13 protein-coding genes and 1 pseudogene are annotated in these 12,399 nt (G+C 67.7%); 9 read left to right on the top strand and 5 right to left on the bottom strand.

Annotated features, from left to right (window positions below; genetic code table 11):
* Positions 1 to 5: 5 nt before the first annotated feature.
* Positions 6 to 800 (bottom strand): annotated as a pseudogene (locus IE209_RS17990) (AraC family transcriptional regulator); the annotation flags it as partial.
* 145 nt (positions 801 to 945) lie between these two features.
* On the opposite strand from IE209_RS17990, the gene IE209_RS17985 reads away from it, so the two are divergent.
* Both IE209_RS17985 and IE209_RS34225 read left to right on the top strand, forming a co-directional pair.
* On the top strand, positions 946 to 2,373 hold the full coding sequence (locus IE209_RS17985; protein ID WP_189688315.1) for an MFS transporter: 1,428 nt from the start codon (positions 946 to 948) through the stop codon (positions 2,371 to 2,373).
* A gap of 17 nt (positions 2,374 to 2,390) precedes the next feature.
* Positions 2,391 to 2,522, top strand: a complete 132-nt coding sequence (locus tag IE209_RS34225) for a hypothetical protein (RefSeq protein ID WP_268245969.1) — start codon at positions 2,391 to 2,393, stop codon at positions 2,520 to 2,522.
* A 112-nt stretch (positions 2,523 to 2,634) separates the two neighbouring features.
* Here the strand turns inward: IE209_RS34225 and IE209_RS17980 are convergent, their stop codons facing one another.
* Positions 2,635 to 3,513 carry an NAD(P)H-binding protein gene (locus tag IE209_RS17980; RefSeq protein WP_189688365.1) on the bottom strand — a complete coding sequence of 293 codons (879 nt, stop codon included), beginning with the start codon at positions 3,511 to 3,513 and terminating at the stop codon, positions 2,635 to 2,637.
* 111 nt (positions 3,514 to 3,624) lie between these two features.
* On the opposite strand from IE209_RS17980, the gene IE209_RS17975 reads away from it, so the two are divergent.
* On the top strand, positions 3,625 to 4,533 hold the full coding sequence (locus IE209_RS17975; protein ID WP_189688314.1) for a LysR family transcriptional regulator: 909 nt from the start codon (positions 3,625 to 3,627) through the stop codon (positions 4,531 to 4,533).
* Between the two features lie 337 nt (positions 4,534 to 4,870).
* On the opposite strand, the gene IE209_RS17970 is transcribed toward IE209_RS17975, so the two are convergent.
* Positions 4,871 to 5,590: a GntR family transcriptional regulator gene (locus IE209_RS17970; protein ID WP_229882924.1), complete on the bottom strand. Its 720-nt coding sequence runs from the start codon at positions 5,588 to 5,590 to the stop codon at positions 4,871 to 4,873.
* A gap of 165 nt (positions 5,591 to 5,755) precedes the next feature.
* Here IE209_RS17970 and IE209_RS17965 point away from each other — a divergent pair, with 165 nt between their 5' ends.
* The 6 genes from IE209_RS17965 to IE209_RS17940 all read left to right on the top strand — a co-directional run bounded on the left by IE209_RS17965 (position 5,756) and on the right by IE209_RS17940 (position 11,025).
* Complete coding sequence (locus IE209_RS17965) at positions 5,756 to 6,622, top strand: NAD(P)-dependent oxidoreductase (RefSeq protein ID WP_189688313.1); 867 nt, start codon at positions 5,756 to 5,758, stop codon at positions 6,620 to 6,622.
* Positions 6,623 to 6,691: 69 nt separating this feature from the next.
* A complete protein-coding gene (locus IE209_RS17960) occupies positions 6,692 to 7,330 on the top strand; it encodes a 4-carboxy-4-hydroxy-2-oxoadipate aldolase/oxaloacetate decarboxylase (RefSeq protein ID WP_189688312.1) in 639 nt (212 codons plus the stop codon).
* A gap of 130 nt (positions 7,331 to 7,460) precedes the next feature.
* A complete protein-coding gene (locus tag IE209_RS17955) occupies positions 7,461 to 8,336 on the top strand; it encodes a Bug family tripartite tricarboxylate transporter substrate binding protein (RefSeq protein ID WP_189688311.1) in 876 nt (291 codons plus the stop codon).
* A 22-nt stretch (positions 8,337 to 8,358) separates the two neighbouring features.
* Positions 8,359 to 9,306: a Bug family tripartite tricarboxylate transporter substrate binding protein gene (locus tag IE209_RS17950; protein ID WP_189688310.1), complete on the top strand. Its 948-nt coding sequence runs from the start codon at positions 8,359 to 8,361 to the stop codon at positions 9,304 to 9,306.
* A 113-nt stretch (positions 9,307 to 9,419) separates the two neighbouring features.
* Entirely contained in the window at positions 9,420 to 10,205 is a 786-nt protein-coding gene (locus tag IE209_RS17945) for an amidohydrolase family protein (RefSeq protein WP_189688309.1), read from the top strand.
* A 454-nt stretch (positions 10,206 to 10,659) separates the two neighbouring features.
* Positions 10,660 to 11,025: an SEL1-like repeat protein gene (locus tag IE209_RS17940; protein ID WP_229882923.1), complete on the top strand. Its 366-nt coding sequence runs from the start codon at positions 10,660 to 10,662 to the stop codon at positions 11,023 to 11,025.
* Here IE209_RS17940 and IE209_RS17935 read toward each other — a convergent pair.
* The gene (locus IE209_RS17935; protein WP_189688308.1) at positions 11,017 to 11,406 is read right to left on the bottom strand and encodes a DUF2784 domain-containing protein; all 390 of its coding nucleotides are present in this window, start codon (positions 11,404 to 11,406) and stop codon (positions 11,017 to 11,019) included. The two genes, IE209_RS17940 and IE209_RS17935, sit on opposite strands and share 9 nt — an antisense overlap.
* A gap of 10 nt (positions 11,407 to 11,416) precedes the next feature.
* Positions 11,417 to 12,370: a DMT family transporter gene (locus IE209_RS17930; protein WP_189688307.1), complete on the bottom strand. Its 954-nt coding sequence runs from the start codon at positions 12,368 to 12,370 to the stop codon at positions 11,417 to 11,419.
* Between the last annotated feature and the right edge of the window lie 29 nt (positions 12,371 to 12,399).

Here is a 12,399-nt window from a genome sequence, read left to right as displayed (position 1 = left end):
CGGGCGGGTGGGCCGCGCCTGGCGAAATAGCGCCCCGGCGATTGCCCGAAGGTCCGCCGGAACATGGCGATGAAGTTGCTCGGTGTGGCATAGCCCAGCGCATCGGACACCTGCGCCACCGGCTCGCCGCGCGCCAGGGCTTCCAGCGCATGCACCAGGCCGGCCTGCTGGCGCCACTGCGCGAAGCCCATGCCCAGTTCGGCCTGGCACAACCGTGACAGGCTGCGCGCCGACAGTCCGGCCCAGGCCCCCCATTCGGCGAGCGTGCGGGTGTCGCCCGGCGCCTGCAACACCGCATGGGCGATGCGCACGAGGCGCCGGTCCTGCGGCATGGGCAGGTGCAGGCGCTCGTGCGGCGCCGTGCGCAGTTCGTCCAGCAGCACGGCACCCACACGCCGCTCCGCCGGCGAGAGCCTTTCCTGCCCGCCCCATTGCACGGCGCGGCGCACCAGGGAGCGCATGAGTTCACTGACCCCCACCACGCAAGGCAGCTTCGGCAGCGAACGCGCGGCCGGGGGCGCCACCAGCACATTCCAGCCGCTCATCACGCCGCTGATGCTGGCCATGTGCGGCACGCCGGGCGGCACCCAGCCCGCCCGGTGCGGCGGCAGCAACCAGGAGCCGTGCGGCGTGCGCACATGCACCAGGCCGTTCTCGATGCAGAAGACCTGGCCGCGCAGATGCTGGTGCCAGCCGGTCTCGCGCGTGCCCAACTCGAATTCGCTGCCGCTCTGCGCGCTGCCCCGGACCGCGATCAGCGGCGGGCCGTCGGCCCGCTCGCTGAACTCGAGCAGCGCCATGTTGGGGGACACGGGAACAGCCGCAGAGGCGGCAGCGGGGCGCAGGGCGGACATGGCCGGATTTCATTGTTGATCGTCTAAACAACGTTATCAGGTTGCGCGCCCGGGACACCACACTGGCCACCCCGAACCACTGGAGCCTTCTATGCGCACCGCCGCACTGTCCCCGCCCGCGCCCCTGCTGCGCGCGAACCTGCCGCCCTGGCTGGTCGTTGCCATCGCCTGCCTGGCCTCGTTCATGGTCGTCATGGACGGATCCATCGTGAACGTGGCGCTGCCCGCCATGCAGCGCGAGCTGCAGCTGTCGGCGCAGGCCCAGCAGTGGGTCATCGACGCCTACCTGCTGAGCTTCGGCGGCTGCATGCTGCTGGCAGCCCGCGCCGGCGATCTCTACGGCCGGCGGCCGGTGCTGCAGGCCGGGCTGGCGCTGTTCACCTTCGCCAGCCTGGCGGGCGGCCTCGCGGGCGATGCCGGCCTGTTGCTGGCCGCCCGTGCGGCGCAGGGCCTGGGTGCGGCCGTGTTGGCCACCTCGTCCATGACACTGGTCATGGCGGCCACGCACCACGACAGGCAGGCGCGCGCCAGTGCACTGTCCTGGTGGGCGGCGCTGAATTCAGCCGGCTTCGCGCTGGGCGTGGTGATCGGCGGCCTGCTGACCGACGGCGCGGGCTGGCGCTGGGTGATGTTCGTGAACGTCCCGATCGGCCTGTTGCTGATCGTGGGCATTGCCTGCAGCCTGCGGCCGCCGCCTACCCAGGCAACGCGCCCGGTGCTGGACCTGCCCGGCGCACTGCTGTCCACGCTGGGCAGCGCGGCGCTGGTCTACGGCATCACGCAGTCCGCGGCCCAGGGCTGGGGCTCGCCCCTGGTGCTGGGCGCCCTGGGACTGTCGCTCGCCGCCTTCCTGCTGTTGCTCAGCGTGGAACGCCGAAGCCAGCAGCCGCTGGTGCGCCTGTCCATCTTCGAGTTGCCCGGCCTGGCCGCCGGCAACCTGCTGATGCTGTGCCTGGGCGGGCTGCTGGCGGCATCGATCTTCCTGATCTCCAACACCTTGCAGCAGGCCGCCGGCTACAGCGCCCGCGCGACCGGCCTGGCGATGCTGCCCATGGGCGTTGCATTGGCGGCAGTGCGCCTGGTGTTCACGCGCTCCATCGGTGCTGGTGCATCGCGGCGGTTGCCGCTGTGGGGCGCATTGGTGGCCGCGGCCGGTCTGGCGTGGCTGGCACGGATGCCGCCGCAGCTGGTGTTCTGGCTGGACGTGCTCGGTCCCACGCTGGCCGCAGGTGCCGGCCTCGGCATGGTGATCCTGGCGGCCACGCACGCCGTGAGCGCCGGCGTCCCGGTCCATGACGCCGGCATGGCCTCGGGCCTGGCCAACACCGCGCGGCAACTGGGCGGTGCCCTGGGCGTGGCCGGCATCGCCACGGTGCTGCACACCGTGGTGCGGGCTCAGCCGGCGTCCGCCGGGCCGCAGGCCGCACTGCTGGCGGGCAGCCAGGCGGCGTTCCTGGCCGCCTCGGGGCTCGCACTGCTGTGCGGGTTGATCTCTCTGCGGCTCGCGCCACGGGGCTGAAGCGCAGCTTCACTCGAATGGACAAGACCATGGCCTTGAAGACGACCGACTTCACCATCCACGGCGCTTCCCGCTTCCCGCTGGTTCTGGCGACCGCCGATGCGCCTCCCGGCTACGCTGCGCGTTGGCCGCGGAGCTGGGAACGCTGATCGCGCACGGGCAGCCCTTCGTGGTGAGGCTCGCGCGTGCGAGGGCCGAGGAACACCATGAGGACCGCAAGCACCGCGGCATCTGGCTCACGCACCACAAGCAGGCGCTCGCCTAGCCGCCCAGCGCGTCCATCGGATCTGCAAGACCTCGCAATAACGTTTCGAGTGCTGTCACGCCCTTTCGCGATGCGCCAGCGCCGGCCTCGAACTCAATCCAGCCTTCGTTGAAGCCGTCCAGCATCCGGATGCGCGGCAACGGGTTGGCCATACCCTGCGAGCGGAACAGCGCTGCCCACGTCGCACGCGGCACCGCCCGGTCCACAACGTCGCGCCCCAGAACCCTGCCCAGTGTGGAAGCCAGCACCTGTGGCGTGATCCGCACTGGCCCTTCGAGTTCGACCACACAGCGACCCTCCCAGTTGTCTTGCAGCATCTGCACCGCGGTGGCGGCGACGTCTGCCGTCGCGACCATCGGCACCGGCTTGTCCAGCGGCTGGAGGAAGCTCGACACGACACCAAGCGAGCGAGCGTCGTCGATATCCCAGGCAGCGTTCTCCATGAACCATGCAGGGCGCAGGAAGGCGACCGGCATGGTCAGCGCGGCAAAGGCGCGCTCCATCATCTGCAACTGCGTCAGCAGATTGTCTTCCGCCGCCTGGGCGCCGATGGTCGACAGGGCCACCACCCGCCGGGGCTGGGCTTTCTGCAACGCCGCGACCAGCGCCGCGATGTGTGCCTGCGTTTCGGCATAGGCCTCCGACGGGTCGAACACCGGAGGCAATAGCACGAATATCGCTTCTGCAGCGGCAAAAGCGGTGCCCAGCGCCGCCGCGTCATCCATGGACGCGAGCGCTGTCTCGCAGCCGAGCGCGCGCCAGGCCGGCGCCTTGGCCGCATCCCGCAAAACGGCCCGTACCGGCAAACCCGCGGCCAGCAATCTCCTTGCGACCTGACCGCCCACCTTGCCAGTGACTCCCGTGACAACAAACATCGTCTTTCTCCTGATGCGGCGCACCGCGCGCCGCTTGACGAGAATTCTGTGCACGCTGTCCGCAAAGATCGATAGCATGAAAAGCATTTGGTTTATGCTTGGAAGTCATCAATGGCAGGTATCAGCACGCAGCTGCTCGAAGGGATCGACGTCATGGCGGCGGTCGTCGACGCGGCAAGCTTCGGACGCGCCGGTGAAGCGCTCGACATGTCGCAGTCCGGTGTGAGCCGCGCCATCGCGCGGTTGGAGACCCGGCTGGGCATCCGAGTGTTCGAACGCACGACCCGGTCGGTGCGATTGACCGACGAGGGACGACGCTTCTACGAGCAGGTGATGCCCCTCGTCGGCGCGCTGGCGGAAGCCACTGGGAGCGCCGCAGGCGGCGCAGCGGCTGTGCGAGGCCGCTTGCGGGTCAATATCGACCCCTTCTTCTCGCGCCTCATCCTGGGTCCGCGACTGGGGGCTTTTCTGGACAGCCATCCGGACCTGGAGATGGAACTGCGCAGCCGCGACGACCTGGGCGACATGGTGGCCGACGGCTTTGACTTGGCCATTCGTTTCGGAAACCCCCGGCCTTCTTCCCTGGTGGCGCGCAAGCTGCTCGACACCCGGGTGCTGACGGTGGCGTCGCCCGGCTATGTCCGGCGTTATGGCTGCCCGACCGACCCGCGCGAACTCGAGGCCGGCCATCACCGGTGCATCCTGTTCCGCGATTCGACCACCGGTCGGCCCTTTCCCTGGGAGTTCCACCAGCGCCGCCGCAAGATCACGGTTGCGGCGCGCGGCGCCCTGACCGTCAATGACGCCGGCACCCTTTACAGCACCTGCCTGGCCGGCCACGGCATCGCCCAGCTGTTCGAGCTGGGGGCCGAGTCCTTCATCACCGGGAAGAAGCTCGTGCGCCTATTTCCGGACTGGCCGGACGAGCGTTTTCCGCTGTATGCCTACTACCCCTCTCGCCACCACGTGCCGGCCAAGACACGGGCACTGCTGGACTTCGTGGCAAGCCTCGTGATGTGAGGCAGCGGTGTCGGCCGACGCGCAGACCCTGAAGCCTTCCGGGCGCGTGAAGACGCTTGCTTTCGGTGACATCCGGATGGATTGAAGGTCCGCTGCTGGAGCCCCAGGGTGATTCAGAGACGGCCGTCCCTAGGTTTACGTTTTGGCATTTCGAGAGCGTGAAATGGGCGCTCTGGCGCACCCGGACGTGTGGCAGGCTGCGGCCACAAGCTGACGTCCACGAACGACCGGCTTCTGTGACGTACCGCTGCGTTCGAGATCGTGCGCACCTCTGCGAGCCGCTCGGCAAAGGCGTCAGCTCAACGCAATGCTTGGGATTTGCCTCACATGGCCAGGGCTACTTCTCCCCGTCCGGCGTGGGGGACACCCGTCGGTACTCGTCGCGATGCACCATGAAGCGGTGGTACGACATGCGCAGGTGCAACTGCATGACCTGTCGCGCAAGCTCTCCGTCTTGGGCGTGGACTGCAAGCGTTAGGTCTCGATGGTGGTGCAGGCTCTGCTCCAGTTCCTGCGGCGTGTAGAGGTAGAACGAGCGCTTGATGATCGGCATGTCGATCATCGTGACCAGAATGGTTCGGAGCCGAGGCGACCCTGATGCCTCGAGCAGCGCGTGGTGGAAATCCCGGTTCGCTGATTGAACTTCGCCGATGCCATCGCTTCCTGCAGCGATGCCGGCAGCCATGGCCGCATTGCTGGCCTCCAGTTTCTCCACCACGGCTGCGCCACCCCGCGTTGCAGCCAGGAACGACGCGTAGGGTTCGAGCAGCATCCGCAGCTGGAAGGTCTCCTCGACGTCCCAGTCGCTCCACTCGGCTACGCGGATGCCCTGACCCGCGGCATCCGTTGCCAACCCGTCTTCCACCAGCCGTCGCAAAGCCGTTCGCACAGGTGTGCGGCTCAACCCGAGTTCACGGGCCAGCGGCTCCTCCTTGAGTTGCTCACCAGGGCCGTAGTGCCCTCCGACCAACCGCTGCCGCAGCGTCTCGTACGCCTTGTCCCGACCGTTCTGTACTCGCATGAAGTCGCCTGTTTTGTCGGCCGATTCTAGGTTCATGGCCGCAAGCTCCCTCGAGTGTCGAATGGATGTCAAATGTACTTTATATGTACTTCATCCAAGACGCCTGAATCGAACTTCAGAGGTATTTAGGGGTAAACCCCTTCGCATATTGCTATGTTTGTACTTTTTTTGTACTCTTCGGCCGGTTTGAAAGGTGACTGAATGAACATCGCAATCATCGGACTGGGCGAAGTGGGACGCTGCTACGCGGCGCCTCTGCACGCTGCAGGCCATACGCTGCTGCTGTGCGAAGCACGTGTCTCGGAGGCCGCACGCAAGCTGGCCGAATCTGCACACCTGGCGATCCAGGAAAAGGTCGGAGACTGGCTGTCGAGCGCCGACTTGGTGCTGTCCTGCGTCACGGGCACGACCTCGCTGCCGGTGTTGCAGCAGGTGCTCCCGTACCTCAAAAAAGGCGCGACGTTGGCCGACCTGACGACGGCCAGCCCCGCGGTCAAGCGCGAAGGCGGGGCCTTGGTCGAAGCTGTCGGCGCGCTGTACGCGGACACCGCCATCATGGGCGCCATCTCGCTGAACCTGGCACGCACGCCGCTGCTGGTGTCCGGCTCGGGCGCCGGGTCGCTCAAGTCGGTCCTGGACGGTGCCGGCGGTAAGGTGCAGGTCATCGCCAACGGCAAGCCCGGCGACGCGATGTCGCTGAAGATTCTCCGTAGCGTCTTTACCAAGGGCATGGAGGCGCTGTGCGTCGAGCTGCTCATGAGCGCCGAGAAGCAAGGCGTGCGCGACAAGCTCTACGAGCAGCTCAGCGACATCGACAACACGCCGCTGCGCGCCTTCATTGACATGCTGGTCCGCACGCATGTCATCCACGCCAAGCGCCGTGCCCATGAAGTCCACGACGCCCAGGGCGAACTTATTGCCCAACGCCTGCCGTCCGTGGTGCTGCCGGGGGTGTCGCAACGCTTCCTGAACACGGCCGCCGCGCTGGACCGCAAGCCCCTTCCTTCCGATGACCCGTCAGTCGAGCAAGCGCTCGACTGGCTGCTCACGGCCGAGCAGCCGTCCTGACCGCTCCGACCCGTTGGTTGCCGCTTCCGCGGCCCCTGTTCTTCTCCTTCTTCCTCCTACCGACTCACCATGGCCACCACTGAACAAATCAAGCAACTGCGCGACCTGGGCGCAGCCACCGTCTACGAAGCCCAAGGCGCCAAGGGCGCTCTCGACAACGGCATGAAGCCGATTGACCCGACGGTCCGACTGGCTGGCCCTGCGCTGACGGTCGATGCGCGTCCGGCCGACAACCTCATCCTCCACCACGCCGTTCTGAAGGCCAAGCCCGGCGACGTGCTGGTGGTGGACGCCAAGGGCTTCATGGAAGCGGGCCCGTGGGGCGACGTGCTCACGCTGCAGGCCATGAAGTTGGGTATCGCCGGCCTGGTCATCAGCGGCTGCGTGCGCGATGCCAACCTCATCATCGAGCTGGGCTTCCCGGTGTTCTGCCGCGGCCTGTCCATCAAGGGCACCGGCAAGAACCAACCCGGAAAGGTCAACGTGCCCATCTTCATTGGCGACACGCAGATCAACCCCGGCGACATCATCGTTGGCGACCGCGATGGCCTGGTCGTCGTGGCACAGGACGAGGTCCAGCACGCCATCGCGAGCAGCCTTGCACGCGAAGAGAAGGAAGCCAAGCAGCGCAAGGCCATCGAGGAAGGCGCCACGACCGCCGAACTGCTCAACCTGACCGAGACGCTCAAGCGCTTCGGCCTGGTCTGACGCCATCGCAACAACAGAAGGAGACCCCGTGCACAAACTCATCCAATCCCTGGCCGTTCTGGCCACTGCGTTCACGTTGACCGCTGGTGCCCAAGCCCAGCCCGACAACTATCCGAACAAGCCCATCCGCATGGTCGTCGCGTTCGCCCCCGGCGGCTCGGCCGACATCAACGCGCGCGCGGTCGGCCAACAACTGTCCAAGGACCTGGGCGGCACCATCGTCGTCGAGAACAAGGGCGGCGCCGGTGGCAACCTGGGCGCCCAGGACGTCAAGCGTTCCGCGCCGGACGGCTACACGTTCTTCTACGCAACTTCTGCCGTGGTGCTGGCCCCTTCGCTGTACGCGTCGCCGGGCTTCGATCCCTACACGGACTACGTTCCCATCTCCCTGACGGCAACGATTCCCCTGGTGCTCGTCGTGAACAAGGACATCCCGGCTCAGAGTGCGACGGAGTTCATCGCCTGGGCGAAGACCCAGAAGGGCAAGGTCAACTATGCATCGTCGGGCACCGGCGCGCTGCTGCACCTCGGGGGTGCCCTGTTCACGAAGGAAGTGGGCATCGAAGCGACCCACATCGCCTACAAGGGCAGCGCACCGGCGGTCACGGACCTGCTGGCCGGCGCGACGCAGTTCATGTTCCTGCCCATCAACGAAGCCATGCCGCACATCAAGGGCGGCGGCATCCGCGCGCTGGCCGTGTCGCATGACAAGCGCGTCGCCCTGCTGCCCAACGTCCCGACGCTGCGCGAGGTGACGGGCAAGTCCACGATGGACATGGGCGCCTGGCAAGGCCTGATGCTGCCCAAAGGCGCGCCGGCCGATGTGGTGACGAAGGTCACCGCCGCCTTGCAGAAGACGGTGCAGAGCAAGGAGCTCATCGACCGGCTGGACAGTCAGGGTTCGATCATGCTCGGCGGCACGCAGAAACAGTACGTCGACTACATGCGCGCCGAAGGTGAGCGCTGGGCGCGGGTCATCAAAGAAACCGGCGCCAAGGCCGAATAACGCAGTCCAGGGAGGAGATGACATGCTGAACAGACGAAACATTCTGGCGGCCGCGCTGGCCGTCGCGGCGGCTGGTGCAAGCGCCCAGGACTTCAAGAGCCCGATCCGATTCGTGGTCCCGTTCGCACCCGGTGGTGCAACCGATGCGCTGGCCCGCCTGCTCGGACCGAAGATGTCCAGCGAGCTGGGCCATCCGGTCATCATCGAAAACCGACCGGGTGCCAGCGGCCAGATCGGCACGGCTGCGGTCAAGGCAGCGCCGGCCGACGGATCGACCTTCCTGCTGGCGCTGGACCATTCCGTGGTCGTCGTGCCGCTCATCACGCCCAGTGCAGGCTACGACGCCGTGAAGGACTTCGCGCCTGTCGGCCAGGTTGCGCGCTTCCAGTGGACGCTCGCGGTGCCGCTCAGCAGCCCGGCGAAGACGCTCGCGGAGTTCGTCGACGTGGTGCGCAAGGACCCCAAAATGGGCAACTACGGAGTACCGCTGACCGGCGGTGTGCCGGACATCATCGGTGACGCCATCACTCGCAAAGCGGGCGTCAAGATGGAGGCCATTGCCTTCGGGGGTTCCGCGCAGATGATGCCGCAGCTCATTGGTGGGCAACTGGCGTCCGGTGTCACAGGCGAACCCGAGGGCGTGACCATGTCCCGCGGGGGCAAGGTTCGCATCCTGGCCATCTCCGGTGGCAAACGCTCCGGCTTGCTGCCAGACGTCCCGACCTTCGAGGAGCTCGGCTTCACCGGCGTGAACGTCAACAGCTTCAATGCCTTCTTTGCGCCCAAGGCGCTGCCCAAGCCGCTCGCCGAGCGGTTCAACGCCGCACTGCGCAAGGTGCTGGCCGAGCCCGAGGTGCAGGCAAAGATCAAGGACATGTCGCTTGACCTTGCGCCGACCGATCTGGAGCAATCCGCCATCGAGTTGGGCAAGTCGCACGCCTTCTGGAACGCTGCGAAGCCCGCGAAGTGAGGCCGGACCAGAGCACGGCTGACACCCCATCGGGGGCGGCGAGCCGGGTTCCTCATTCGCGAGGAACGCGGCCTCCCATGCGCCGCGTGCCTGCGGACACCTGCGATTGCCAGATGCATCTGTACGACCCACAGATGCCATTCGCAGGCGGTCCTGTTCTGCAGCATGCAGAGGCTTCAGTGCGCCACTACCGGCAGTTGCAGCATCGGCTGGGCATCACCCGCAACGTCGTGGTGCAGCCCTCGAGCTACGGCACCGACAACCGCGTGCTGGTGGCGGGACTGCGGACCTTCGGCGGTGCGGCGCGTGGTGTCGCGGTCATCGACCCTTCGTTCACGCGGCGCGATCTGCAGTTGCTCGACGATGCCGGCGTCGTCGGCACGCGGTTCAATCTGGTGCAGGCGGGCGCGACGGTGGTCGACATGCTGGAGCCGGTGGCCGAGATGGTGCGGCCGCTGGGCTGGCACCTGCAGGTGCATGCGCCCGGTGGCGACCTGGTCCAGCTGGCCGACCGGCTGCTGGCGTTGCACGTGCCGCTGGTCATCGACCACTTCGCGCGGCACCAAGCCGACATGGGCGACCCACGGCCGCTCGAGCAGGCGGTGCTGCGGCTGCTGGACTCCGGGAGGGTGTGGCTGAAGCTGTCTGCCCCCTATATCGCGGCTCCGGCGGAACAGCAACGCGCCGCTCTGGCAGAGACCGTACGGCGTTGGTTCGACGCGTTTCCCGAGCGCCTCGTCTGGGGCTCCGACTGGCCCCATGTCACTGAGCGCGAAAAGCCGGACGATGCCGAACTGATGGACCTCGTCGCCGCGTGGCTTCCAGATACTGGCTCGCCACGTGTCCTGGTAGACAACCCGGCCCAGTTGTACCGATTCGACGTTCTGCCGAGCACGTAGCAGCGGCTGGGCGGATGCGCGAGGGTTTGCCCTTGCAGGGGTACACGAACGCCAGCGCCCGCATCCAAAGCAAATCCCCAGTTCAGACTGCGCCCGTCTCGTTCTCTCCGTTCGGTTCGACACTGTGGGCTTGCTTGCCGAGCCGTGCTGCAGAACCGTTGCGGCTCTGTGCAGCGCAGCATCCACGTTACTCGGCTTCCGGGAGTCTTGTTCATCACTGCGAATGGCTCTGATGGGCGCGTTCCAGCCGAAACTGATCTGCGGGTGTCGTTCGACCGAGCTGGCATCCGAATAAAGCCGGTTGGCGGATCAACAGGCGGGAGCTGCGTTCACCCCAGCGGGCTAGCCCAGGCCGCCGGATTCGCCGCAGCCTGAGCCGCCCTGCGGCAGATCCCGCTGGTGCGCGCAGCCAGTCCGGCCGGAACATGGCGACACCTTGCCCAAAGCACCCGCCATGCCCATGCACCCCTCCGCCCTGGCCCTGTCCACCGCCCTGCTGCTCGGCCCGGTCCATGCCGCCACGCCCGAACAGCTCTACCAGCTCGCGCTCGAAGCCCAGTCCGAGCGCGCCTACCCGCAGATGCTGGAGCTGCTGCGCCGCTCCGCGCGCGCCGGCCATGTCGAGGCCCAGGAGATGCTGGGGCTGGCCCTGCTGGTGGGGCCCGCCGTCTACGGTCCGGCCGTCACGGCGGACCGCTGCGAAGCCCTGCACTGGGCGCGCCAGGCCTTTGCCCAAGGCAGCCTGGTGGCCTGGCAGCAGCTGGTGTTCCTGAACCGCACGCGCAGCGCGCCGGCCGGCCGTCCCGCCTGCTCAGGCTGAACGCCGCGGCGGCCAGCGCCACCAGGCCCACGCCACGGCCAGGCCGAACAGCGTGTAGGCCAGCGTGAAGACCCAGGCCGGCGCGTCCCAGTACAGCAGCCGCTGCAGCCAGTGCTGCAGGAAGCCGCCGGCATGGGCGGGCTGTCCGGCCGCCAGCCGCAGCGCCATCTCCCAGGTCGTGAGCGGGCAGGTGATGCCCAGCCAGGCCTCGGCCACCACGAAGCCGATGGTGCCCAGGTGCAGCAGCCGCAGCCACCAGTGGTTGACCCAGACCCAGCCCGCCAGGTTGCCGCCGACCACGAGCACCAGGCCGCCCACCACGAACAGGACGATGGCCACGTGCAGCACCAGCACGGCATCGGCCAGCATGGCCAGACTCATGCAGTACCCCTCATGGATGCATCTCGTCCACCGCGGCCGGTGCGCGGTGCGCCGAGATGCACGACAGCACGGCGCTGGTCACCAGTGCCATCGCCAGCCATTCCAGGGCCGTGGGCCAGCGCACCTCCCACAGAAAGCCGTAGAGCAGCGCGAACAGCGTCTCGAACACCACCATCTGGCCGACGAGTGTGAGCGGCAGCAGCCGGCTGGCCTGGTTCCACAGCGCATTGCCCAGCACCGATGCCAGCAGGGCCACGCCGGCCGAGACACCGGCGAAGCGCCACCAGGCGCTGGCCGGCTGCAGCGCGAGATCGGCCAGCACGAAAGCCGGCACCGCCAGCACCAGCGCCTGCGCACCCGTGACCACGCCCGTGAGCAGGCTCCAGTCGTGCGCCGACACGCCGCGCAGCCGCGCCAGCTGGCGGCTGTTGCCCACCGCATAGCTGGACCACGAGACCAGCGCACCGACCGCGCAGGCAAAACCCAGCCAGCGCTGCGCCGGCGGCTGGGCCGATGCGCCGGCGAGCGATTCCCAAGCAATGCAGGCCACGCCGGCCAGGCCCAGCGCCAGCGACGGCGCGAGCCTGCGCAAGGGCACCGCGTCGGCGCCGCGGCTGCCGACCCAGGTGACAGCCACGGGCAGGAAGCCGATCACGAGCGAGGTCATGGCCATGCCGCCGATCTGCACGGCGCTGGCCAGCAGCACGTAGTACAGGCTGTTGCCGAGCAGGCTGAGCCAGAACAGCGCGCGCCAGGCGCTTGCGCCCACATGCGGGCGCACGGCCCGCCAGCGCGGCAGCAGCAGCGCCGCAGCGATGAGGCCGTAGGCCAGGTAACGCGCGGCCGACAACTGCAGCGGGCTGAATTCGGGCGCCAGCTCTGGCGCGAGGAACACCAGGCCCCAGGCTGCGCCGGCGGCCATGCCGCAGGCCACGCCGAGCCAGGTGCCCTTGGGGGCGGACATCGAAAAGTCTCCGTGGGTGCAAAGGCCGG

Origin of the sequence: Pseudorhodoferax aquiterrae (genome assembly GCF_014652235.1) — a bacterium.
Lineage (GTDB): Bacteria > Pseudomonadota > Gammaproteobacteria > Burkholderiales > Burkholderiaceae_C > Pseudorhodoferax > Pseudorhodoferax aquiterrae.
Note: the sequence above shows the minus strand (reverse complement) of the source record. Positions and strands in the feature narration are given on the sequence as shown.